Raw genomic sequence first — 24,179 nt, forward strand, 5'->3', positions numbered from 1 at the left:
CCTTATAAATGTGTGGTTGCGCCAGCGGCAGCGTAGTTCTGGTAACTGTTCATGTTTTTTGCGATCTGCGAAATCTTGCTGGCGTAATCCGGGTCGGTTGCATAACCGGCTTTTTGCAACTCGCGTACAAACTGTTCCGGGTTGTCGGCTGATTTCACAACTTCTTTATAGCGATCATGGCTTTGCAGCAGGGTCACGAGGTCGTGGAAGCTGTCCTGGTAGGAGCTGTAGGAACGGAATTGCGCCGTTTCCTTGACCATCGCCCCATCGCGAAACTCGCTGGTGATCGCCCGGGCCTGACCGCCCTGCCAGCTCTGCCCGGCCTTGATGCCGAACAGGTTGTGGCTGCTGCTGCCGTCTTCGGCACGCATGACTGATTTGCCCCAACCGGTTTCCAGTGCCGCCTGGGCCACCAGGTATTTGGGGTCGATACCAATCCGTGCGGCAGCGGCCTTGGCCATCGGCAACATGGTGGCGACAAATTCATCCTGAGAGCTGAAGGCTTTCTTGGCCGGCGCCAGCGGTGGCTGGGCAATGGCGCGGCCATACACCTGCATGCGCCCGCTCGGCACGGCAAAGCTACGTGCACTGCTGTTGATGACCGTGTCGTCGGCAGCGCTGTTACGCAGGGGCGCGGCTTTGGCTTCGACCGGAGCGTTCGGCACGATGCCCGCCAGCAGGCGGTCGGCCAGCTTGCTGGGCAAGGCGATACGGCGCTGGTTCATCAGTTCCATGTCGTTGGCATGGGTGCTGGCGCCCTCAGGCACGGCCACACGATACGCCCACAAAGGCCGCTGGCCATTGGAGCGGCCCAACGGGCCTTCGGCCTGGGTACCGGCGGCAATCTCGGTCGGCACATCGACTTTCTTCACCGGCGCGTCCGCCGCCGGGCCTTGCAAGGTGGCGGCCTGGGCCTCCACCGGCTTGTTCTTCTGCATCTGGCGCATCAGCACATCGGCCAGGCCGATACCGCCACCTTCGCGGGACATCGACACTGCCAGTTGCTGGTCGTACATTTCCTGGTACTGCTTGGCGGCCGGGGTGTTCAGCGGGTTGTCCTTGCCCAGGGCCTCGGTGGCCGAACGCATGGACTTGAGCATCTCGTTCAAAAACAGCGACTCGAATTCCTGCGCCACTTTGCGCAGGTTGCCTTCGCTGTTTTTGTCGTCACCGACCTTGAGCTGGTTAAGCCGGTTCAGGTCGGAGTAAGACCCCGAGTCCGCCGTGCTGCTGATGCCGCTCTTGCGCATATCCATGGCCATGGCCTCAGATCACGATCAGGTCGGCTTGCAACGCGCCGGCCTGCTTCAAAGCTTCGAGGATCGCCATCAAGTCGCCGGGCGCAGCGCCCACCTGGTTCACCGCACGGACAATCTCGTCCAGGGTGGTGCCGGGGCCGAACTTGAACATCGGCTTGGCTTCTTGCTGGGCATTGACCCGCGAGCGCGGGACCACGGCAGTCTGGCCACCGGACAACGGCCCAGGCTGGCTGACGATCGGGTCTTCGGTGATGGTCACCGTCAGGCTGCCGTGGGTTACCGCCGCTGGCGAGACCTTGACGTTCTGGCCGATCACGATGGTGCCGGTGCGCGAGTTGATGATGACTTTGGCCACGGCCTGGCCGGGGTCCACCTCAAGGTTTTCCAGGATCGACAGGTAGTCCACACGCTGGCTTGGGTCCAGAGGCGCAGTGACGCGAACCGAGCCGCCGTCGATGGCCTGGGCCACGCCAGGGCCGAGCATGTCGTTGATCTTGTCGACCACGCGCTTGGCGGTGGTGAAGTCGGAGCGGTTGAGGTTCAGGGTCAGGCTGTTGCCCTGGTTGAAACCACTCGGCACGGTGCGTTCAACCGTGGCGCCACCGGGGATACGCCCGGCCGACGGCACGTTGACGGTGATCTTCGAGCCGTCGCGGCCTTCGGCGTCAAAACCGCCGACCACCAAGTTGCCCTGGGCAATGGCGTAGACGTTGCCGTCGATACCTTTGAGCGGCGTCATCAGCAAGGTGCCACCGCGCAGGCTCTTGGAGTTACCCATGGACGACACGGTGATGTCCACCACCTGCCCCGGCTTGGCAAACGCGGGCAGATCGGCGCTGATTGACACCGCTGCGACGTTCTTCAACTGCACGTTGCCCGAGCCTGGCGGTACCTTGATGCCAAACTGCGAGAGCATGTTGTTGAAGGTTTGCAGGGTGAACGGCGTCTGGGTGGTCTGGTCACCCGTGCCGTTAAGCCCCACGACCAGGCCATAACCGATCAACTGGTTGGAGCGCACGCCGGAAATACTGGCGATGTCCTTCAGGCGCTCGGCCTGGGCCACAGCACTCAAGGCCAGCAAAAGCGCCATCGCCATCAGCTGTTTGAACTTCAAAATGGCCACCTAGAAAGGGAACAGCGGGCTGAGGAAGAAGCGGTCGAACCATCCCGGCTGGCTCGCATCGGCAAACGAACCGGTGCCCGAGTAGGTAATGCGTGCATCGGCAATGCGCGTCGACGGCACGGTGTTATCGGTGGAGATGTCATCGGCGCGGACCATGCCGGCGATGCGCACCAGCTCGTCGCCGGTGTTGAGGGTCATCCACTTTTCACCGCGCACGGCAATGATGCCGTTGGGCAATACATCGGCGACGGTCACGGTGATCGAACCGGTCAGGCTGTTGCCCTGCCCGGCCGCGCTCTTGCCGTTGGTGGCGCGGTCGCCGCTGTAGCCGGCGTCCAGGCTCAGGTCACCACCGCCCAGCGGGTTGTTGGTGTTCAGGCCGCCGCCGAACAGCGAGGTCAGGCCGATGCTGGTCTTGCTGTTCTTGCCGATCTGCGAGTTGGCGTTCTTGCTGGCCTGGGTCTTCTCGTTCAGGGTGATGGTGATGATGTCACCGACCCGGAACGCCTTGCGGTCGCTGTACAGGTTCTGCTCGAAACCGGCCTGGTAGATCGAGCCATTGTTGGCCGCCGCCGGCAACGGTGTGCGTGGCAACACCGGCGCGTAGTACGGGTCATTGGGCTTTGGCGTGGGGGCGACACAGCCCGCAAGCAAGGCGATCCCACTCAGTGCCAACACACAAACATAGCGATTCATGACCCTAACCTCACGGTGTTGCAGGCACCCTCAAGGGCGCCCCATAGACTTGATTACAGATTCTGCGTAACGAACGAAAGCATCTGGTCGGCGGTGGAAATCACCTTGGAGTTCATCTCGTAGGCGCGCTGGGTGGTGATCATGTTGACCATCTCCTCAACGGTGCTGACGTTGGAGGTTTCCAGGGTGCTTTGCAGCGTGGTGCCGAAGCCGTTCAAGCCAGGGGTGCCGATTTGCGGCGCGCCACTGGAGGCGGTTTCCAGGAACAGGTTGTTGCCCATCGCCTGCAGGCCGGCCGGGTTGATGAAGTCGGCGGTTTGCAGGTTGCCGATCACCTGGGACGCTGGGTTGCCAGCGACGGTGATGGACACGGTGCCGTCGTTGCCGACGGTGAAGGTCTTGGCGTCGGGCGGCACCACGACAGCAGGCTCCAGGGCGAAACCGTTGGCGGTCACGATCTGGCCGTTGGAGTCCAGGTGGAAGGTGCCGTCACGGGTGTAAGAAGTGGTGCCATCCGGTTGCAGCACTTGAAAAAAGCCCCGGCCGTTGATCGCCATGTCCAGGGGCTGGCCGGTTTGCTGCAGGTTGCCGGCGCTGAAGTTTTTCTGGGTGCCGACGATCTGCACACCGGTACCCAGTTGCAGGCCCGACGGCAGTTCGCTGTCCTGGGTCGATTGGGCGCCCGGTTGCTTCTTGATCTGATAGAGCAAGTCCTGGAACTCGGCGCGGTCACGTTTGAAGCCCGTGGTCGACACGTTTGCCAGGTTGTTGGAAATGGTCGTCAGGTTGGTGTCCTGGGCGGACAGGCCTGTCTTGGCAACCCATAGAGCCGGAAGCATGCTGTTCTCCTTCGTGCGCCGGATGGTTGGCGCTGCGTTGCAAATTAGTTAATGGGCTTGGATCAGCTCATCTGCATGACGCGCGTCATGGCCTGGTCGTCTTCTTTAGCGCTGTTCATCATCTTGATATGCAGCTCGAACTGCTTGGCCAGCGCCAACACTGCGGTCATTTCTTCCACGGCATTGACGTTGCTCGCCTGCAGGAAACCCGAGGTCAGCCGCACGTTCGCGTCGGCCTGGGCCGGCTGGCCATCCTTGGTGTGAATGGTGCCGTCCAGGCCCTTGGTCATGTTCTTGAGGTCAGGCTGGACCATCTTGATACGGTCCACTTCCGCCATTACTCGCGGGCCTTCGCCCATGGCACGGATGCTGATGGTGCCGTCCGAACCGACTTCGATTTTCTGCTGGGGCGGCACGGCGATCGGGCCACCGTTGCCCATGATCGGCATACCGTTGCCGGCCCGCAGCACGCCCAGGGCATCCACGTTCATGCTGGCGCTGCGCACGTAGGCTTCGCCGCCATCGGGGGTCTGCACCGCCATCCAGCCGTCGCCGCTGACGGCTACGTCCAAGTCGCGGCCGGTTTCGATCATCGCGCCCGGTGAAAAGTCGGTAGCCGGACGTTCGGTCATGGCAAACGCCCGCGCCGGAAAGCTGTCACCGAACACCGGCATCGAACGCGCCTGTTCCAGGTCGCGCTGGAAGCCGTTGGTGGAAATGTTCGCCAGATTGTTGGCATGGGCCTTCTGCGCCAGTGCATTCTGGCTGGCGCCGGTCATTGCCACATAAAGGTACTTGTCCACGCTCTATCCTCTTTCTGACGGACGCTTGCCGCCCACCGCTGTACTGAGGAGGCTTAAGCAATTTGCGAACCAACTTTTTAAAAGAGGCGCAAATCCAGGCGGGGCAGGGGTTTCGTGGAGTAGCTGAAAGAAGTGAAGGGAGAAACAGTCGAAAAAACGGCGGACTACTGCCGCCTGCGGCAAACACCGGCCTGGAAAACGACAAAGATCAAATGTGAGAGCGTTGAATCAGCGAACTATTTATCGGCCTTGAGCACTTCGTAATCACGCAGTTTGTTGGCAATGGTGGTGTGCGACACCCCCAGGCGCTTGCCCAACTGGCGACTGCTCGGGTGTTCGGCGTACAGGCTTTCCAACACCGCCTTTTCAAAGCGCCCGACGATATCCTCCAGGCTCCCCTCCAGGGAAAAATCGCCCAGCGGCTGACGCACGCCATAATCCGGCAAGCGAATATGCTCAACCTTGACCGTGCCGCCTTCGCACAACGACACCGCTTGGAACAGCACGTTTTCCAGCTGCCGCACGTTGCCCGGCCAGTGGTAGTGGCTGAGCTTGTCCATAGCGGCGGGGGCCAACTTGGGCAGAGGGCAACCGATCTGCCGGCTGGCCTGGTCGAGAAAGTGCTCGACCAACGGCGCAAGGCCATCCAGGCATTCGCGCAACGGAGGGATATGCAACGACAGCACATTCAGCCGGTGATAAAGGTCCTGACGAAACTCACCCCGGGCGCAGAGTTCCGACAAATCTACCTGGGTCGCGCAGATCACCCGCACGTCCAGGTACACCTCTTCATCACTGCCCACCCGGCGAAAACAACCGTCCTGCAGAAAGCGCAGCAGCTTGACCTGCAAGCGCGCGCTCATTTCTCCCACGCCATCCAGAAACAAGGTACCGCCCGCCGTCAGCTCAAGCAGGCCCAACTTGCCTTCGGCCCGCGCCCCTTCAAATGCGCCGGGGCCATAGCCAAACAGTTCAGTCTCGGCCATCGACTCGGGCAACCCCGCGCAGTTGAGCGCCATCAACGGCGACTGCCCGCGCGGGCTGGCCAAGTGGCAGGCCCGGGCCAACAGCTCCTTGCCGGTGCCGGTTTCGCCTTCTATTAATAGTGGCGCATCCAGCGGCGCCATGCGTCGCGCTTCACGTACCACTGCGGCCATGACCTTGGAGCTCTGGAAGATGCTGTCGAAACCGCGCAGCTCTTGCTTGCGCACGTTATAGATACGCTCACCGACCCGGTCGGCACGGTGCAGGGTGAGCACGGCGCCGGCCATGGCTTCACTGTCATCGTGCTCGGAGGATTGCAGGGGCGCGATGTCCGCCAGAAATACGTCGCCCTTGACCTTGACCCGCAGGCCATTGATTCGCGATTTGCTGGCGCGCACCAGTTCCGGCAGGTCGAAATCCTCGGCGTAACGCGACAGGGGAATCCCGGGCACTTCATCTACCCGTACGCCAAGCAACTGCGCCGCCGCACGGTTGGCAGCCACGATGGAGCCGCCCATATCAATGGACAGCACCGGGAATTCCAGGGCACCGAGCAACGCATTGAGCTCCATATGCCGCCGTTCGCTGGGCATCAGCCCTACCCGCTTGACCCCGAACACCCCGGCAATCGCCTCGAACTGCGGGCGCAACGCCTGGAATTGCATGTTCACCAGGTTGGGGCAGAACAGGTAGATGGCATTGCCGTGCTCGCCGCCGACTTCGCCCTTGGCGACGTTGACGCCGTACTCCACCAGCAGGTTGAGGATGTCCCGCAGGATGCCGATGCGGTTTTGGCAGTGCACTTTGATACGCATGGAAAGACTCGAAAAGGGAGTAGGCGCCGCGGCTTTTTGTCGCTAGGCGCAGATAGTCGTCAAGATTATGTGACAGTACGGCAGCTATTCCCAGCCCATAGCTGCGAGAAGCGAGCCCATCGTAACGAATTCTTTACGAATATCGGTAATTTTTCCTACATGCATTCGCTAAAGGCTGATGGAATCCTGCGCCTATCCGGTTATCAATAGAGGCATCCCAGGACATAACAAGAACGAATGCCTAGCAGGAGAGCCGTATGAAGCAGACGCAGTACGTGGCCCGCGAGCCCGATGCGCAAGGTTTTATCCACTACCCGCCAGAAGAACACGCGGTGTGGAATACCCTGATCACTCGTCAGCTGAAGGTGATTGAGGGCCGCGCCTGCCAGGAATATCTGGACGGCATCGACAAGCTCGGCCTGCCCCTGGACCGCATCCCCCAACTGGGCGAGATCAACAAGGTGCTGGCCGACACCACCGGTTGGCAAGTCGCCCGCGTGCCGGCGCTGATTCCCTTCCAGACCTTCTTTGAATTGCTGGCCAGCAAGCAGTTTCCGGTGGCGACTTTTATTCGCACCCGTGAAGAATTGGACTACCTGCAAGAGCCGGATATTTTTCACGAGATCTTTGGCCACTGCCCGCTCCTGACCAACCCCTGGTTCGCTGAATTCACCCACACCTACGGCAAGCTCGGCCTGGCGGCCACCAAGGAGCAACGGGTATACCTGGCGCGCCTGTACTGGATGACCATCGAGTTCGGCCTGGTGGACACGCCGCAGGGCCGGCGTATCTACGGTGGCGGCATTTTGTCATCGCCTAAAGAAAGTGTGTATTGCCTGTCGGACGAGCCCGAGCACCAGGCCTTCGACCCGCTGGAAGCGATGCGCACCCCCTATCGCATCGACATCCTGCAACCGCTGTACTTCGTCTTGCCCGAGCTCAAGCGCCTGTTCGACGTGGCGCAGGAAGACATCATGGGCATGGTCGAGCGCGGCATGCAGTTGGGTCTGCACGCACCGAAATTTCCGCCCAAACCCAAAGCCGCGTGAACCTCACGTTTTAAGGCCAGGTGAGTCTGTTCCCTGGCCCCGCGTTGCTTTAGGGTAACGCCACTGACCTTCAATCATTCGAATTCAGGACACCTTCCATGACCACCTTGAACCAAGCCCACTGCGAAGCCTGCCGCGCCGATGCCCCGCAAGTCAGCGATGAAGAACTGCCGGTGCTGATCAAGCAGATCCCTGACTGGAACATCGAAGTGCGCGATGGGGTGATGCAGTTGGAAAAGGTTTTCCTGTTCAAGAACTTCAAATTCGCCCTGGCCTTCACCAACGCCATGGGTGAAATCTCCGAAGCCGAAGGCCATCACCCAGGCCTGCTCACCGAGTGGGGCAAAGTCACCGTGACCTGGTGGAGCCACTCCATCAAGGGTCTGCACCGCAACGATTTCATCATGGCCGCGCGCACCGACGAAGTGGCCAAGACTGCCGAGGGCCGCAAGTAATGCATTTCGATGCCATCGACCGCGTGCCCGGCGACCCGATCCTCGGGCTGATGGACCTGTATACCCAGGACGCCAACCCGAACAAGTTCGACCTGGGCGTAGGTGTCTATAAGGACGACCAAGGCCTCACGCCGATTCCTCACTCGGTGAAGCTGGCGGAACAGCGCCTGGTCGACACTCAAGTGACCAAAACCTATATCGGTGGCCATGGCGATGCAGTCTTCGGCAGCCTGATCAGCCAACTGGTGCTCGGCGCCGACTCGGCCTTGCTGCGTGACCGCCGCGCTGGCGCCACGCAAACCCCAGGCGGCACCGGCGCCCTGCGCTTGAGTGCCGACTTTATCGCCCACAGCCTGCCGGGCCGTGGCGTGTGGCTGAGCAACCCGACCTGGCCGATCCACGAAACCATTTTTGCCAAGGCCGGGCTCAAGGTCAGCCATTACCCTTACGTGGGCAGCGACAACCGCCTGGATGTGACGGCGATGCTGGCAACCCTGTCCAGCGTGCCCAAGGGCGACGTGGTATTGCTGCACGCGTGCTGCCATAACCCGACCGGCTTTGACCTGTCCCAAGATGACTGGCGCCAGGTCTTGCAGATCGTGCGTGAACGCCAGTTGCTGCCGCTGATCGACTTCGCCTACCAGGGCTTTGGCGATGGCCTGGAGCAGGACGCCTGGGCGGTACGCCTGTTTGCCACCGAGCTGCCGGAAGTGCTGATTACCAGCTCCTGCTCGAAGAACTTCGGCCTGTATCGCGACCGCGTGGGTGCATTGATCGTCTGTGCGGCGGATGCCGAAAAGCTCACCGATGTACGCAGCCAACTGGCGAATATCGCTCGCAACCTGTGGTCGACACCGCCGGATCACGGTGCCGCCGTGGTGGCGACCATCCTCGGTGATGCACAGTTGAAAAAGCAGTGGAGCGAGGAAGTCGAGGCCATGCGTTCGCGGATCGCCCATCTGCGCGCAGGATTGGTGGAAGCGCTTGCGCCCCATGGCCTGGCCGAGAAATTCGCACATATCGGCGCGCAGCGTGGGATGTTTTCCTATACCGGCTTGAGTGCCGAGCAGGTCAAGCAACTGCGCGAAAAGCACAGTGTGTATATGGTCAGTTCGGGGCGGGCTAACGTGGCCGGTGTTGATGCAACGCGCTTGACGTTGCTGGCTCAAGCCATTGCTGACGTCTCCAACTGAAGAAACGGGACTCGATGTGAAAGCTGGCTTGCCTGCGATGGCTACAGATATCTACACAACGCGGTAGCGATCAACGGTAACCACGATGCGAAGCGAGCCGCTTTTGATCTGCTCTTGATCTAAGGCGCCCCGTCAAACCACGCTGGCCGGAATTCGACAGGGTTTAGCCGCCCCGCGCCATGGATGGCGTGTGGCGGCGCCCCCCCAAATCACTGGCGGATTACGGGCGCACCGAGCCTAGGCGAGGTGCCGAGTGGTGGGGCAAGAGCCCTTTTGGTTACTTGTGGCTGGGCCGGCGTTCCGGGCTCTTTTCCAAAAGTGACCCGCTGTCAGAGAGGAACCCTAAGTGGCCTTTACCGAAGCAATGGATATGTACACAATCCAGCTGTGTTGACTGTCAGGCCCTCTTCGCAGGCAAGCCAGCTCCCACATTTGGATCGTGGGGTGTCAGGTAGATCAGCGTCGGCTGTCAGGCCGTCACGGGAGCAAGCTCCCTCGCCACAGGTTCAGCCAGCGACCATTTCGGCCTTTAGCAGTGCCTCTTTGGCCTGCGCATCCGCCAACCGATACAACTCGATATGCCCATCCCAGTGCTCGATCAAGGCCGTGCACGACTCCACCCAATCCCCGCAGTTGAGGTAATCCACCTCGCCCACCTTGCGAATCTCGGCATGGTGAATATGCCCGCACACCACCCCGTGCAATTCCCGCTTGGTCACCTCGTGGGCAATCGCCTCTTCGAAATCGCTGATAAAACTCACTGCCGTCTTGACCTTGTGTTTCAGGTACGCCGACAGCGACCAATAACCGTAGCCATACCGCGCACGCCAGTGGTTCAGCCAGCGGTTCAGCGTCAGGGTGAATTCGTAGGCCGAGTCGCCGAGGAAGGCGAGCCAGCGGTGATAGCGCGTGATCACATCAAACTGGTCGCCATGAATCACCAGCAAGTGGCGGCCATCGGCGGTGACGTGTACAGCCTCATCGACTAATTGGATATTGCCCAGGATCAGCTTGGAATAGCGACGCAGGAACTCGTCATGGTTGCCGGTGACATAGATGACCTCGGTGCCACGCTTGGCCATGGTCAGCAGGCGCCGGATTACGTTGGTATGGGCTTGAGGCCAATACATGCCGCCGCGCAGTTTCCAACCGTCGATGATGTCACCGACCAAGTAGACCTTGTCGGCGTGGTAGCCCTTGAGAAAGTGCGACAGGTGTTCGGCCTGGCAATCCCGAGTGCCCAGATGCACGTCGGAAATCCACAGGGTTCGCACCCGTTGCTTGCGGCTGGGCTTGGTGAACTCGGCACGGGTCATGGGCATCCCTCGACGCTGTTTTGGCGAGCTTGCGCCTTGGCGATTAATAGCCAATGACAAGCGTGCGTCAGTCTGATGACAGCGCCCGCGGCCCGCCAAGCGTTGTAGACTGACGGCTTGCCGCCCTGGAGACCGCGATGAGCCCGACCCTCACGCTACGCCACTACCTCGAAGCGCCCATTGCCCACAGCCATGACCATGCGCAGTTGGTGTTCGGCCTGTCCGGGCACCTGGACCTGGAAGTCGATGGCCGTGGCAGCCAGGTGCGCGAAAGCAGCGTGATGGTGCTGCCCTTCTCCACCCATCATGCCTGCATCAGCCGCGATGGCAGCCGCTGCCTGGTGCTGGATGTGCCGACTGAGCACTGGGTGGTGCAATCCTTGGGCGAACATGCCGACGCCAGCCGCCGCTTGCTCGACCAACCCGCGCGCCTCGCGTTGGATGCCCGGCAACACCAGTTGGTGCAGTGGCTGGCACAGAGCCCGGTGCACGACCCACTGATCGTCCAGCAAGGCGCCGTGTTGTTACTGGCCAGCCTCAACCACCCTCAGGCCCAACCGCTGCCTGGCCGGCGTCTGCCTTATGCCGCGTTCAATAGCCATATCGAGCGCCATGCGGCGCGTCCGCTCCAGGTGGCCGACCTGGCACGGATTGCCGATTTGTCCGTGCCGCGCCTGCATGCGCGGTTTATGGCGGAGTGCGGGCAAACGCCGATGGACTATCTACGCAGTCGTCGCTTGCACATGGCGCTTAGGCTTTTACGCGAAACCTCCCTGCCCATCGGCGAGATTGCCGAGCGCGTCGGCTACGCCTCGCAAAGTGCATTTTGCGCGGCCATGCTTCGGGCGTTTGGCGCCTCGCCCGGGGCGTTGCGTCGGGCGGGCTAGCAAGAGTCTTGCGCTAAAAATCACCCGACCCGCGACAGACGCCCATTCTCCAACCCTCTAGACTGCGAGGCTGTCACCCCCTGTTGAATCAAGGATCGCAATGACTCCCCGCTCAGCCCTTGGCGCCCTGCATATCGGCGCTTTGATGTTTGGCCTCACTGGCGTATTCGGCAAGCTGGCGGCGGCCTCCCCTGCCATCATCGTATTTGGCCGGGCGGCGTTTGCCGTGCTGGCGCTGGCGGTGTTTGCGCGCTTTGCCAGCAATGCTCCCTGGAAAAAACTGGAGATGCGTGACTGGCGCCGGCTGCTGGTCAGCGGCGTGTTGTTGGCTGCCCATTGGGTGACGTTCTTTATCGCCGTCAAAGTCGCCGGCGTGGCCGTGGCGACCCTGGGGTTCACCGCGTTTCCGGCCTTTACGGTGATCCTTGAGGGGCTGATTTTCCGCGAGCGCATTCGGGCCAATGAAGTGCTGCTGGTCGCCCTTGTTACCGTTGGCCTGGTGCTGGTCACCCCCGATTTCGACCTCGCCAGCCAAGCCACCGGCGGGCTGCTCTGGGGGATCGCCTCGGGCCTGTTGTTCTCGTTGTTGTCGCTGAATAATCGCGCCAGTTCCGGGCGCATTCCTGCGGTACAGGCCGCGCTGTGCCAGAACGTCGTGGTCGCCGCGCTCCTGCTGCCCGTGGCCGCGCCGGGGCTGGCGGATGTGCGTGGGATAGATTGGCTGTGGATCGGGCTGTTGGGGGTGTTTTGTACCGGCCTCGCCCACAGCCTGTTTGTCGCCAGCCTTGCCGTAATCAAGGCGCGCACCGCTTCGGTGGTGTTTGCGATGGAACCGGTCTACGGCATCACCGTGGCCTGGCTGTTGTTTGCCGAAACCCCGACCCTGCGCATGCTGCTGGGCGGCGCCTTGATCATCGTCGCCATCGTGCTCTCCGGCCTGATGGGCAGCGCCAGCCAGGCCAAGCAACCGGCGCCGGCCTGACTTCAGACGGTACGGTCGTTATGCCCGAGGTCGCGCTGGGGGTCGATCTGGTCGCGCACTCGTTGCTTGAGCACCTTGGCCTCGGGAAAACCGCCATCGGCCTTGCGCTCCCAAATCTGCACGCCATCGCAGGTAATGCGAAAGGCCCCGCCGGTGGCCGGTTCCAGTGCCACGCGCCCCAAGTCATCGGCAAAGGTGCTGAGTAGCTCCTGGGCCAGCCACGCGGCGCGCAGCAACCACTGGCACTGGGTGCAATAGGTGATCACAATCTCGGGTTTGCATGCAGACATCATTAAGCGGCTCCTGGCGTAACAGGCTCAGCGAATCGGGTGGCTATAATAGCGGCCTTTGTCGCCCAGCCACGAGATTGATGATGCGCCGCCTGCTGTCTTGCCTGTTCCTGTGCCTTGTCCCCCTACTTGCCGACGCGGTAGAAGCCCCCCGCCCGAAAATCGGTCTGGTGCTGTCCGGCGGGGCTGCCCGTGGCCTGGCGCATATCGGTGTGCTCAAGGCGCTTGAAGAGCAAGGTATTCATATCGATGCGATTGCCGGCACCAGCATGGGCGCGGTGATTGGCGGGTTGTACGCGTCAGGCTACAAGATCGACGAGCTGGAGAAGTTGGCGCTGGGTATCGACTGGCAGCAGGCCCTGTCCGACGCGCCACCACGTGAAGACGTACCGTTTCGGCGCAAACAGGATGACCGGGATTTCCTGGTCAAACAAAAACTCAGTTTCCGCGACGATGGCAGCCTCGGCCTGCCGCTGGGCGTGATCCAGGGCCAGAACCTGGCGCTGCTGCTGGAGAGCATGTTCGCCCACAGCAGCAACACGCGTAACTTCGACAAGCTGCCGATCCCATTCCGCGCCGTGGCCACCGACATCACCACCGGCGAAAAAGTGGTGTTCAGCAAAGGCCATCTGCCTCAGGTGATACGCGCCAGCATGTCGATTCCCGCGGTGTTCGCCCCGGTGGAGCTGGATGGCCGCCTGCTGGTAGATGGCGGCATGACCGACAATATCCCGCTGGACGTGGCGCGGGAGATGGGCGTCGATATCGCCATCGTGGTCGACATCGGCACCCCGCTGCGCTCGCGCAAACAACTGGCCACCGTGGTGGACGTGCTCAACCAGTCCATCACCCTGATGACCCGGCGCAACTCCGAAGAGCAGCTCAAGGCCCTGAACCCCAAGGATGTGTTGATCCAACCACCGCTGGCCGCTTATGGCGTCACCGACTTTGGCCGCGCCAAGGACATGATCGACGCTGGCTACCGCGCCACCCGTGCCCTCGACGTACGCCTGGCACACCTGCGCCCTGCCGAACCCATCGACGCCGACCTGGTAGCCGCGCGTACGCCGGGCGAACGCACCCCGGTGATCACCGCGATCCAGGTGGAGAACGACTCCAAGGTCAGCGATGACGTCATCCGCTACTACATTCGCCAGGGCCTGGGAGAACCTTTGAATCTGGGCCGCCTGCAATCGGACATGGGCACCCTGTACGGCCTGGATTACTTCGAGCAGGTGCAATACCGCGTGGTAAAAAAAGGCCAGGACAACACCCTGGTGATCAGCGCACGCGGCAAGCGCAGCGGCACCGACTACCTGCGCCTGGGCTTGAACCTGTCGGACGACATGCGCGGCGACAGCGCCTTCAACCTCGGCGCCAGTTACCGTGTGAACGGCATCAACCGCCTCGGCGCGGAATGGCTCACACGGGTGCAAATTGGTGATCGGCAGGAGCTCTACAGCGAGTTCTACCAACCCATGGACACCGGCTCACGCTACTTTGTGGCCCCCTACATCAGGGCCGAGGCACAGAATGTCGAGCTGATCCTGGACAACGACCCCATCTCCGAATACCGCCTGGAACGCTATGGTTTTGGTTTGAATGTCGGCCGGCAGATCGGCAACAGCGGCGAGATCCGCTTTGGCGTGGGGGAAGCCTGGGGCAAGGCGGACGTGCGCATTGGTGACCGCGACCTGCCGAGCGTGAGCTTCAGCGAAGGCTTCTATGAACTCAAATATTCCTTCGACTCCCTGGACAATGTGTACTTCCCCCACAGCGGCGAAGACATCGGCCTGGCCTTTCGCGAGTTCGAACCCGGTTTGGGCTCCGACCAGCGCTACCGCCAGTGGGAATTCAAGCTGGACAAGGCCATGAGCCACGGGCCGGACACCTTGATACTGGGCGGTCGTTACGGTCGCACACTGGATAATTCGGATGTGGTGATTTCCAGCTTCCTGCTGGGGGGCGCACGGCAATTGTCGGGCTTCCGCCAGGATGCGATTTCGGGGCAGAACATCAGCCTCATGCGCGCGGTGTACTTCCGCAGGCTCACCCCACGCTCTTACCTGCCGCTGGACTTCCCGTTGTACCTGGGTGCATCCCTGGAACGGGGCCGGGCGTGGAACAACGATAACGAGTTCGACAGCGGCTATATCAACGCCGCGAGTATTTTCCTGGGGTTTGATACACCACTGGGGCCGCTGAATTTCAGCTATGGGTTCAATGATGATAATCAGAAGGCGGTGTACTTGAACCTGGGCCAGACGTTCTAAGAAGCCGAACACGAAACCCAATGTGGGAGCTGGCTTGCCTGCGATAGCGGTGCGTCAGTCAGCTAATCACTTGACTGAATGTCCGTCATCACAGGCAAGCCTGCTCTCACATTATTTAGATCAGGACTTTTCCAGGTTCGCCAGGATGTGCTCATGCACCCGCATGCACACCCGCAGGTCTTCTTCATTCACGCCCACGAACAATTCATGGCGCAACGCCGTGGCAATGGTTTCGATCTGGTCGATCAACGGTTGGGCGGTGTCGCACAGCAGGATACGTTTGGCACGACGGTCTTCTACTACGGCCTGGCGTTGCACCAGGCCCTGGCCCTCGAGGCTGTCGAGCAGACGAGCCAGGGTGGGCCCTTCCACGCCGACACTTTGGGCCAATTCACGCTGGGTGGGTGCTTCGACAAAACGGGCCAGGTGCAGCAGCACCAACCAGCGCGCCTGGGACAAGCCCAGCCCCGCCAGCCGGCGATCCAGTTCGGCGCGCCAACCTCGGGACATTTGCGCCAACTGCATGCCAAAACGGTGTTGATCGGTTAACGGCATAAAAAACTCATGTTTAAGACTGAAAATAAAGTATGGCTAATTATTAGTCAGCTAAGCATGAGCCCTGTCAGTAGGCAAGGCCCGCTATGTACTGATTCGTTACATTGTCGTAATTGGCACACTAAATTTCGAATTCCGACTGCAAAGCAGCACGCACGCAGTACAAAACGCCTTCCGGAACACGCCCGGTAAACAACGGCGCAATTTCGGTGACAGCTGGCAATTCGCCTTCTCCATCGAGAAACGCGTCCTGGATTTCACCGAGCAAATCCTCAGGTAAATCAAGGGCCTGCTCCAGGGACAATTGCTGCTTGCCGATGGCTTCGGCGAGCAAGGTGTACACGTTTTTTTCCGAGCATTGCAGTTGGCCTGCGATCTGGATCGGGGTCATGCCGGCACGGGCCAGGCTGATCAGTTCGTGGCGAATATCGGCGATTTCCTTCGGCGCTTCGGCCTGGCCGCCGAGCACTTCCAGGAAGGCCTGGCCGTAGCGTTCCAGTTTACGCGCGCCCACACCGCTGACCCGGGCCATCTCGGCCATGGTGGTGGGCTGCTCACGAAGCATCTCCAGCAAGGTGGAGTCGGGGAAGATAACGTAGGGTGGCACGCTGTGCTCCTGCGCCAGTTTGCGCCGCAGGGTGCGCAAGGCTTCCCACTGTTCGCGTTCTTCACCCCGCACCAGTTGGCTGGCCTGGCTAGTACTGCTGCTTTTGGCGGTGGTCTGCGGCTTGAGGTCACGGCGCAGTTCCAGGCTCACTTCGCCCTTGAGCAACGGCCGGCAACTGTCATTCAGGCGCAGCCCGCCGTAGCCTTCGATATCGATGTCGACCAGCCCACGGGCAACCATCTGGCGAAACAGCGAACGCCACTCACCTTCGGCGCGAGCTTTACCGACACCGTACACCGAAAGTTTCTCGTGGCCGAAGCTGCGGATTTTTTCGTTGTCCTTGCCCAGCAGCACATCCACCAGATGGCCCACGCCATAACGCTGGCCGGTGCGATAGATCGTCGACAACGCCTGGCGCGCCGGTTCGGTGGCGTCCCAGGTTTGCACGCCGTCGATGCAGTTATCGCAGTGGCCGCAGGGCTCAGGCATGTCTTCGTCAAAATACGCCAGCAGGGTCTGGCGGCGGCAGCGGGTCTCTTCGCACAACGAAAGCATGGCATCGAGCTTGTGCTGTTCCAGGCGTTTGTGGCGCTCGTCGCCCTCGGAGTTCTGCAGCATCTGCTTGAGCATCACCACGTCTTGCAGGCCGTAGACCATCCAGGCATCCGCCGGCAGGCCATCGCGGCCGGCACGCCCGGTTTCCTGGTAATAGGCCTCAAGGGACTTGGGCAGGTCCATGTGCGCCACGAAACGCACGTTGGATTTGTCGATGCCCATGCCAAAGGCGATGGTTGCCACCATGATCAGGCCTTCCTCGTTCAGGAAGCGTTTCTGGTGCGCTGATCGCGTTTCATTGGGCAGGCCGGCATGGTAAGGCAGTGCCGGGTAGCCTTGTTCACAGAGGAACGCCGCGACCTCGTCGACTTTCTTGCGCGAAAGGCAATACACGATGCCCGCGTCACTGCGCCGCTCGGACAGGAACGCCAGCAACTGCTTGCGCGGCTGCTCCTTGGGCACGATGCGGTAGAAAATATTGGGCCGGTCAAAACTCGACAGGAAGCGCTCGGCGTTCTGCAAATGCAGGCGCTCGACGATCTCTTCGCGGGTGCGCTTGTCGGCGGTAGCGGTAAGCGCGATACGCGGCACATCGGGAAACAGTTCTGCCAATTGGCCAAGCTGCAGGTATTCGCGGCGGAAATCGTGGCCCCATTGCGACACACAGTGGGCTTCGTCGATGGCGAACAGAGCGATCTCAAGGCTCTGCAAAAAAGCCAGCATGCGTGGCTGCACCAGGCGCTCCGGCGCAAGGTAAAGCATTTTCACCTCGCCACGTTTGATGCGTGCAGCAAGGTCGCGCTGCTGCTCGGCGCTGAGGGTGGAGTTCAACGACGCGGCGGCGACACCGAGTTCTTCAAGGGTGGCGACCTGGTCGTCCATCAACGCAATCAGCGGCGACACCACCACGGCCAGGCCATTGCGCAACAGCGCCGGCACCTGGAAGCACAGCGACTTGCCGCCACCGGTAGGCATCAGCACCAGGGCATCGCCGCCACTGGCCACGCGCTCAATGATCGCACCCTGGCGGCCACGAAAACTGTCGTAGCCGAAGATGTCCTTGAGGACGCGTTGAGCCTGCTCGAGCATGTAAAACTCCAAAATGGTGCCGAAATCCCTCAATACAGGCTGGCCGAAAATATCCGCGCTCACGAAAAATAATCCGTAAGCGAAGTTTTCCCGGATTGGCGCTGGGCCTGCAGGGGCATCACAAAACGCGGCAGTATACCCGAGCGTTATCCACCAAAGGGCGCGACTGACGAATAGACGCACCAGGCTAAAACCGGGCAAATATGCCGTGCGGCTGGCCTGGGCGCTCAAGAAAGCCTAGAATTCAGCATCGTTTATTCCCAAGGTAGCCCTTCAATGTCCTTCGCTGAGCAACTAACCCGCCTGCAAGCCTTCCTCGACGCCGATGAGCTGCATGACGAGGCGCTGGACTACGTGGCCGCCCACGGCTACCTGACCGCCCTGTCGATCTGCTCCGACCCCGTCCCGGACCGTGAATGGATCGACGCGCTGTTCGCTGAAGAGCCTCATTACAGCGACGCCGCCCATCGCGAAGAAATCGAATCCACCCTGATCGCCCTCAAGGCCCACATCGCGCGCCAACTGGCCTCCGACGAAGAGTTCGAGCTGCCGTGCGAGCTGGATCTGGGCGACGATCCCGATGACTCCGACCTGCGCGGCTGGTGCATCGGTTTCATGGAAGGCGTATTCCTGCGCGAAGCCGCCTGGTTCGAAACCGCCGAAGAAGAAGTCAGCGAAATGCTGCTGCCGATCATGGTCGGTTCGGGCCTGTTCGAAGAGGAAGCAGAGTTCTCCGACATCGCCGCCGACGCCAACCTGATGGACGACATGATCGTGCAGATCCCGGAAGCCCTGACCGCGCTGTACCTGCTGTGCAACGCGCCTGACGAAAAACCGGCGATCCTCAAGCCACGTCACCACTGAGTCGCTTGCCCGTGGAACCCATGGGCAACCGTCCACTGCTCCTGCGCTATGCGCTGCTGGCCATCGGCTGGCTAAGCGTAGCGCTGGGAGTCATCGGTATTTTCCTGCCGGTACTGCCGACCACACCCTTCCTGCTACTCGCCGCCGCCTGCTTCGCTCGCAGCTCCCCGCGCTTCTACCACTGGCTGGTGGAACACCCGCGCCTGGGGCCCTGGGTGCGCGATTACCTCGACGGCAATGGCATCCCGCTCAAAGGCAAGGTCTACGCCATCGGCTTGATGTGGCTGAGCATCTCGATTTCCTGCTACCTGGTGCCACTGCCATGGGCACGGGGCTTTATGCTGACCAGTGCGGTGCTGGTGACGATCTACATCCTGCGCCAGAAAACCCTGCCGCCACGCTGAGCGCCGCCTGCGACATTCGATCCCACACGACCTTGGTCGACACTGACTAACACCAGGCATCATGCGAGACTGTCCAACCGGGCCTGGAATGCCCGGGTGTTCTTATGCTCGGAGTTACCATGACGCTGTCCAGCGGGCTGATCGCCGTCGTTGCCCTGGCCTATATGGCCACTATGTTTGCCATCGCCTTTTACGGTGACCGCCGCCATGCGCCGCTGCCGCCGCGCGTGCGTGCCTGGGTGTATAGCCTGTCGCTGGCGGTGTACTGCACCAGTTGGACCTTCTTCGGCGCCGTAGGCCAAGCGGCGGAACAACTGTGGGCATTCTTGCCGATCTACCTGGGACCTGTGCTGTTGCTGGTGCTGGCACCCTGGGTGCTGCAAAAGATGATCCTGATCAGCAAGCAGGAAAACATCACCTCAATCGCCGACTTTATCGCCGCCCGCTACGGCAAATCCCAGTCCCTGGCGGTGGTGGTGGCGTTGATCTGCCTGGTCGGCGTGCTGCCCTATATCGCGCTGCAGCTCAAAGGCATCGTGCTGGGCGTGAACCTGCTGATCGGCGCCGGCCCCGACACCACCGGCACCCGCGCCCAGGACACGGCCTTGATTGTGTCGCTGGTATTGGCGCTGTTTACCATCGTGTTCGGCACACGCAACCTCGACGCCACCGAACACCACCGCGGCATGGTGCTGGCGATTGCCTTTGAGTCGCTGGTCAAGCTGTTCGCTTTTCTCGCCGTCGGTGCGTTTGTCACCTACGGCTTGTACGACGGCTTCGACGATCTGTTCAGCCAGGCCATGCTCGCCCCGCGCCTTGAGGAATACTGGAAAGAGACCATCAACTGGCCTTCGATGGTGGTACAGACCGGCGTCGCCATGATGGCGATCATCTGCCTGCCCCGACAATTTCATGTGACGGTGGTGGAGAACATCGACCCCCAGGATTTGCGCCTGGCCAAGTGGGTGTTCCCGGCTTATTTGATCCTCGCGGCACTGTTTGTGGTGCCCATCGCCCTGGGCGGCAAGATGCTGTTGCCCAGCTCGGTGCTGCCGGACTCCTATGTGATCAGCCTGCCAATGGCCGAGGCCCATCCTGCCCTCGCCGTGCTGGCATTCATTGGCGGTGCATCGGCGGCCACTGGCATGGTCATCGTAGCGAGCATCGCCTTGTCGACCATGGTTTCCAACGACATGCTGCTGCCCTGGCTGTTGCGCCGATCCAGCGCCGAGCGGCCATTCGAAGTCTTCCGTCACTGGATGCTGTCGGTTCGCCGGGTGAGCATTGTGATCATCCTGCTGCTGGCGTACGTGAGCTACCGCTTGCTGGGCTCCACCGCCAGCCTGGCGACCATCGGCCAGATCGCTTTTGCCGCTGTGACCCAACTGGCCCCGGCGATGCTCGGCGCCCTCTATTGGAAGCAGGCCAACCGGCGTGGGGTGTTTGCCGGTTTGGCCGCCGGTACTTTCCTGTGGTTCTACACGCTGGTCTTGCCAGTGACGGCGAAAAGTCTGGGCTGGTCGCTCAGCCTTTTCCCCGGCCTGACCTGGATGCACTCCCACCCGTTCGGGCTGTCGGTCACCTCGCTGACCTTGGGCACCGTGTTCTCCCTGGCAGGTAACTTCACCCTCTTCGTGTGGGTGTCGATGCTGTCGCGCACACGGGTTTCCGAGCACTGGCAGGCAGGCCGTTTTATCGGCCAGGAAATCAGCCAGCGTGCGAGTGCGCGCTCCATGCTGTCGGTGCAGATCAGCGACCTGCTCAGCCTGGCGGCACGCTTCGTCGGGGAAGAACGGGCCCAGCAGAGTTTTATTCGCTTCGCCTATCGCCAAGGCAAAGGCTTCAACCCCAACCAGAATGCCGATAACGATTGGATCGCCCACACCGAACGCTTGCTGGCCGGCGTACTCGGGGCCTCCTCGACGCGGGCGGTGGTGAAAGCGGCAATTGAAGGGCGGGAAATGCAGCTGGAGGACGTGGTCCGTATCGCAGACGAAGCCTCGGAAGTGCTGCAGTTCAACCGCGCTCTGTTGCAAGGTGCCATTGAGAACATCACCCAGGGCATCAGCGTGGTGGACCAGTCGCTCAAGCTGGTGGCCTGGAACCGGCGCTACCTGGAACTGTTCAACTACCCGGACGGCTTGATCAGCGTCGGCCGGCCGATTGCAGACATCATTCGATACAACGCCGAGCGCGGCCTGTGTGGCCCTGGTGAAGCGCAGGTGCACGTGGCGCGTCGCCTGCACTGGATGCGCCAGGGGCGTGCGCACACCTCCGAGCGCCTGTTCCCCAACGGCCGGGTGATCGAGTTGATCGGCAACCCGATGCCCGGCGGCGGGTTTGTCATGAGCTTCACCGACATCACCGCGTTCCGCGAAGCCGAACAAGCGCTGACCGAGGCCAACGAGAGCCTGGAGCAGCGGGTGACCGAGCGCACCCATGAACTGTCGCAACTGAACGTGGCCCTCACCGACGCCAAGGGCGTGGCCGAATCCGCCAGCCAGTCGAAGACGCGGTTCCTGGCGGCCGTGAGCCATGACCTGATGCAACCGCTGAACGCTGCGCGGTTGTTTTCCGCCGCCCTCTCGCACCAGACCGATGGCCTGTCCGGCGAGGCACGGCAGTTGGTGCAGCATCTGGATAGCTCACTGCGCTCGGCCGAAGACCTGATCAGCGATTTGCTGGACATTTCGCGCCTGGAAAACGGCAAGATCAACCCACAACGCCAGCCCTTTGTTCTCAACGAGCTGTTCGACACCCTGGGAGCAGAATTCAAGGCGCTGGCCCAGGAGCAACACTTGCGCTTCCGCTGGCGCGGCAGCCGTTTGCGAGTGGACAGCGACATCAAGCTGCTGCGGCGGATTTTGCAGAACTTTCTGACCAATGCATTCCGTTATGCCGACGGCCCGGTGCTGCTGGGCGTACGTCGTCGCAAGGGCGAACTCTGCCTGGAGGTCTGGGATCGCGGGCCTGGTATTGCGCCCGATAAACAAAAGGTGATCTTCGAAGAGTTCAAGCGCCTGGACAGTCACCAGACCCGTGCCGAAAAGGGCCTGGGGCTGGGCCTGGCGATTGCCGACGGCCTGTGCCGCGTGCTGGGCCATCGCCTGAGCGTGCGCTCCTGGCCGGGCAAAGGCAGCGTCTTCAGCGTGTGCGTGCCGCTGGCCCGTAACCAGACCAGCGTGCAACCCAAGGCGCCCGCAGAAACCGGCCTGCCCTTGAGTGGCGCACGCGTGCTGTGTGTGGATAACGAAGACAGCATCCTGATCGGCATGCGCAGCCTGCTCACGCGCTGGGGCTGTGAAGTCTGGACGGCCGCCAACCAGGCCGAATGCGCGGCATTGCTGGCCGAGGGCATCCGCCCGCAACTGGCGTTGGTGGATTACCACCTGGACCACGGCGAAACCGGTACCGAGTTGATGGGCTGGCTGCGTGCGCAACTGGCCGAGCCGATTCCCGGCGTAGTGATCAGTGCCGATGGGCGACCGGAGATGGTTGCCGAGGTGCATGGGGCGGGGTTGGATTACTTGGCCAAGCCGGTGAAGCCGGCGGCGTTGCGGGCGCTGTTGAGCAGACATCTGCCCCTGTAACGGGGCTGTATTCGAGCTATTTGTGGGAGCAATTTAGACCCCTATTTATTATTCCGGGAGATGCGCCACGCCATCCGAATCGGTCATCGCCCGCTCCAGCAGATCCGCCGGCAAGCTCTTGCTGGCGCGGGCGCCGAGCAACCTTAGTTGCTCGGTACGGCTGACCAGGTTCCCACGCCCATCCGTCAGCTTGTTGCGCGCCGCGCTGTAGGCCTTGTCCAACTGTTGCAGCCGGTTACCCACTTCGTCCAGGTCCTGGATAAACAGCACGAACTTGTCATACAGCCAACCGGCACGCTCGGCAATTTCCCGTGCGTTCTGGCTCTGGCGCTCCTGCTTCCACAGGCTGTCGATCACGCGCAGGGTGGCGAGCAAGGTCGTGGGGCTGACGATTACGATATGGCGGTCGAAGGCTTCCTGGAACAGGTTGGGCTCGGCCTGCAATGCCGCAGAAAAGGCAGCCTCGATCGGTACGAACAGCAGGACGAAATCAAGGCTGTGCAAACCCTCCAGGCGCTTGTAGTCCTTGCCGGCCAAGCCTTTGACATGATTACGCAGGGACAGCACGTGTTGCTTCAACGCGGCCTGGCCAATCACCTCGTCATCCGCCGCCACGTACTGTTGATAGGCGGTCAAGCTGACCTTGGAGTCGACCACCACCTGCTTGTCGCCCGGCAACATGATCAGCACATCGGGCTGGAAACGCTCGCCATCCGGGCCTTTGAGGCTGACCTGGGTCTGGTACTCACGGCCCTTCTCCAGGCCCGCGTGCTCCAGCACTCGCTCAAGAATCAGCTCACCCCAGTTGCCTTGGGTTTTCTGGCCCTTGAGGGCGCGGGTCAAATTAGTGGCTTCGTCCGACAGACGCAGGTTCAATTGCTGCAGGCGCTCAAGCTCTTTGGCGAGGGAAAAGCGCTCACGGGCTTCGTTCTGATAGCTTTCTTCGACACGCTTCTCGAAGGACTGGATACGTTCCTTGAGCGGGTCCAGAAGTTGGCCCAGGCGCTCCTGACTGGTTTCGGCGAAGCGTTGCTCACGCTCGTCGAAGATCTTGCCGGCCAGCTCGGCAAATTGCGCACGCAGTTCGTCTCGTGAGCCTTGCAGGTCGGTGAGGCGTTGCTGATGACTCTCTTGCTGCTCGCGCAATTCGGCGCTCAGGGCAGCGGCCAAGGCGTCGAGGCGACGCAGTTCGGTTTCCTTGGCGCTACGGTCGAGGTTCCAGGCGTGCGCGGCATCGCGGGCGTTATCGCGGTCGATCTGCAACAGCTCGACTTCACGGCGCAGCGCCGCCAGGTCGGCTTGTTTGGCGGCATTGGCCTGGCCGAGGTCACTGATCTCATCGCGACTGGCGTCCAGTTGGGCGGCGAGCCCCTCCTGGGCCAGTTGCGCGGTTGCCAGGCGTTCTTCCAGCAGTTCCCAACCGGTGGTGCGTGCGGTCAGGCGCCGCTGGAGTTGCCAGCACAGCGCCAGTAGCGGCACGGCTGCGCCCACAAGACCCAAGGCGATACTGGTCCAGTCAAACACCATAGCCATTTCTGCCATCACCGAAAA

At 61.5% G+C, this 24,179-nt stretch carries 20 protein-coding genes; 9 read left to right on the forward strand and 11 right to left on the reverse strand.

Going from position 1 to position 24,179, the window contains the following annotated elements:
• Nucleotides 1-2: 2 nt before the first annotated feature.
• The 6 genes from flgJ to AC07S6_RS01140 all read right to left on the reverse strand — a co-directional run bounded on the left by flgJ (nt 3) and on the right by AC07S6_RS01140 (nt 6,519).
• Nucleotides 3-1,262, reverse strand: a complete 1,260-nt coding sequence (flgJ, locus tag AC07S6_RS01115) for a flagellar assembly peptidoglycan hydrolase FlgJ (protein WP_038451059.1) — start codon at nt 1,260-1,262, stop codon at nt 3-5.
• Between the two features lie 4 nt (nt 1,263-1,266).
• The gene (locus AC07S6_RS01120) at nt 1,267-2,376 is read right to left on the reverse strand and encodes a flagellar basal body P-ring protein FlgI (RefSeq protein ID WP_161793221.1); all 1,110 of its coding nucleotides are present in this window, start codon (nt 2,374-2,376) and stop codon (nt 1,267-1,269) included.
• Between the two features lie 6 nt (nt 2,377-2,382).
• The gene (gene flgH, locus AC07S6_RS01125; protein ID WP_197880654.1) at nt 2,383-3,078 is read right to left on the reverse strand and encodes a flagellar basal body L-ring protein FlgH; all 696 of its coding nucleotides are present in this window, start codon (nt 3,076-3,078) and stop codon (nt 2,383-2,385) included.
• 53 nt (nt 3,079-3,131) lie between these two features.
• Nucleotides 3,132-3,917 carry a flagellar basal-body rod protein FlgG gene (gene flgG, locus AC07S6_RS01130; protein WP_003192986.1) on the reverse strand — a complete coding sequence of 262 codons (786 nt, stop codon included), beginning with the start codon at nt 3,915-3,917 and terminating at the stop codon, nt 3,132-3,134.
• A gap of 62 nt (nt 3,918-3,979) precedes the next feature.
• Nucleotides 3,980-4,720, reverse strand: coding sequence for a flagellar basal body rod protein FlgF (locus tag AC07S6_RS01135; RefSeq protein WP_003192988.1), 741 nt, complete (start codon nt 4,718-4,720; stop codon nt 3,980-3,982).
• Between the two features lie 236 nt (nt 4,721-4,956).
• Nucleotides 4,957-6,519, reverse strand: coding sequence for a sigma-54-dependent transcriptional regulator (locus AC07S6_RS01140; RefSeq protein ID WP_089041942.1), 1,563 nt, complete (start codon nt 6,517-6,519; stop codon nt 4,957-4,959).
• 257 nt (nt 6,520-6,776) lie between these two features.
• On the opposite strand from AC07S6_RS01140, the gene phhA reads away from it, so the two are divergent.
• The 3 genes from phhA to AC07S6_RS01155 all read left to right on the forward strand — a co-directional run bounded on the left by phhA (nt 6,777) and on the right by AC07S6_RS01155 (nt 9,216).
• Nucleotides 6,777-7,568 carry a phenylalanine 4-monooxygenase gene (gene phhA / locus AC07S6_RS01145; protein ID WP_014719366.1) on the forward strand — a complete coding sequence of 264 codons (792 nt, stop codon included), beginning with the start codon at nt 6,777-6,779 and terminating at the stop codon, nt 7,566-7,568.
• A gap of 98 nt (nt 7,569-7,666) precedes the next feature.
• The gene (locus AC07S6_RS01150; RefSeq protein WP_003192995.1) at nt 7,667-8,023 is read left to right on the forward strand and encodes a 4a-hydroxytetrahydrobiopterin dehydratase; all 357 of its coding nucleotides are present in this window, start codon (nt 7,667-7,669) and stop codon (nt 8,021-8,023) included.
• Entirely contained in the window at nt 8,023-9,216 is a 1,194-nt protein-coding gene (locus AC07S6_RS01155; protein ID WP_197880652.1) for an amino acid aminotransferase, read from the forward strand. The genes AC07S6_RS01150 and AC07S6_RS01155 overlap by 1 nt, the downstream gene beginning before the upstream one ends.
• Before the next feature lie 506 nt (nt 9,217-9,722).
• Here AC07S6_RS01155 and AC07S6_RS01160 read toward each other — a convergent pair.
• The gene (locus AC07S6_RS01160; RefSeq protein ID WP_014719368.1) at nt 9,723-10,532 is read right to left on the reverse strand and encodes a UDP-2,3-diacylglucosamine diphosphatase; all 810 of its coding nucleotides are present in this window, start codon (nt 10,530-10,532) and stop codon (nt 9,723-9,725) included.
• A gap of 137 nt (nt 10,533-10,669) precedes the next feature.
• Between AC07S6_RS01160 and AC07S6_RS01165 the strand changes: the two genes are divergently transcribed.
• Both AC07S6_RS01165 and AC07S6_RS01170 read left to right on the forward strand, forming a co-directional pair.
• Nucleotides 10,670-11,419, forward strand: a complete 750-nt coding sequence (locus tag AC07S6_RS01165) for an AraC family transcriptional regulator (RefSeq protein WP_103452155.1) — start codon at nt 10,670-10,672, stop codon at nt 11,417-11,419.
• 100 nt (nt 11,420-11,519) lie between these two features.
• A complete protein-coding gene (locus tag AC07S6_RS01170) occupies nt 11,520-12,401 on the forward strand; it encodes a DMT family transporter (RefSeq protein WP_495111522.1) in 882 nt (293 codons plus the stop codon).
• A 2-nt stretch (nt 12,402-12,403) separates the two neighbouring features.
• On the opposite strand, the gene AC07S6_RS01175 is transcribed toward AC07S6_RS01170, so the two are convergent.
• Nucleotides 12,404-12,691, reverse strand: coding sequence for an Rdx family protein (locus AC07S6_RS01175; RefSeq protein WP_014719371.1), 288 nt, complete (start codon nt 12,689-12,691; stop codon nt 12,404-12,406).
• Between the two features lie 83 nt (nt 12,692-12,774).
• Between AC07S6_RS01175 and AC07S6_RS01180 the strand changes: the two genes are divergently transcribed.
• Entirely contained in the window at nt 12,775-14,964 is a 2,190-nt protein-coding gene (locus tag AC07S6_RS01180) for a patatin-like phospholipase family protein (protein ID WP_034126768.1), read from the forward strand.
• 120 nt (nt 14,965-15,084) lie between these two features.
• Here the strand turns inward: AC07S6_RS01180 and AC07S6_RS01185 are convergent, their stop codons facing one another.
• Both AC07S6_RS01185 and recQ read right to left on the reverse strand, forming a co-directional pair.
• Nucleotides 15,085-15,519 (reverse strand): MarR family transcriptional regulator, encoded by a 435-nt coding sequence (locus tag AC07S6_RS01185; RefSeq protein WP_003193007.1) that lies wholly within the window; start codon nt 15,517-15,519, stop codon nt 15,085-15,087.
• 121 nt (nt 15,520-15,640) lie between these two features.
• Nucleotides 15,641-17,770 carry a DNA helicase RecQ gene (gene recQ / locus AC07S6_RS01190; RefSeq protein WP_014719373.1) on the reverse strand — a complete coding sequence of 710 codons (2,130 nt, stop codon included), beginning with the start codon at nt 17,768-17,770 and terminating at the stop codon, nt 15,641-15,643.
• 276 nt (nt 17,771-18,046) lie between these two features.
• Here recQ and AC07S6_RS01195 point away from each other — a divergent pair, with 276 nt between their 5' ends.
• The 3 genes from AC07S6_RS01195 to AC07S6_RS01205 all read left to right on the forward strand — a co-directional run bounded on the left by AC07S6_RS01195 (nt 18,047) and on the right by AC07S6_RS01205 (nt 22,628).
• Nucleotides 18,047-18,634: a UPF0149 family protein gene (locus AC07S6_RS01195; protein WP_034128344.1), complete on the forward strand. Its 588-nt coding sequence runs from the start codon at nt 18,047-18,049 to the stop codon at nt 18,632-18,634.
• Nucleotides 18,635-18,654: 20 nt separating this feature from the next.
• Nucleotides 18,655-19,038 (forward strand): YbaN family protein, encoded by a 384-nt coding sequence (locus AC07S6_RS01200; protein ID WP_019818414.1) that lies wholly within the window; start codon nt 18,655-18,657, stop codon nt 19,036-19,038.
• Between the two features lie 119 nt (nt 19,039-19,157).
• Nucleotides 19,158-22,628, forward strand: coding sequence for a hybrid sensor histidine kinase/response regulator (locus tag AC07S6_RS01205; RefSeq protein ID WP_495111523.1), 3,471 nt, complete (start codon nt 19,158-19,160; stop codon nt 22,626-22,628).
• 48 nt (nt 22,629-22,676) lie between these two features.
• Here AC07S6_RS01205 and AC07S6_RS01210 read toward each other — a convergent pair whose 3' ends face one another.
• On the reverse strand, nt 22,677-24,041 hold the full coding sequence (locus AC07S6_RS01210; protein ID WP_170949807.1) for a DNA recombination protein RmuC: 1,365 nt from the start codon (nt 24,039-24,041) through the stop codon (nt 22,677-22,679).
• Nucleotides 24,042-24,179 lie beyond the last annotated feature (138 nt).

It is taken from the genome of Pseudomonas sp. GW821-FHT07B01, from assembly GCF_059419065.1.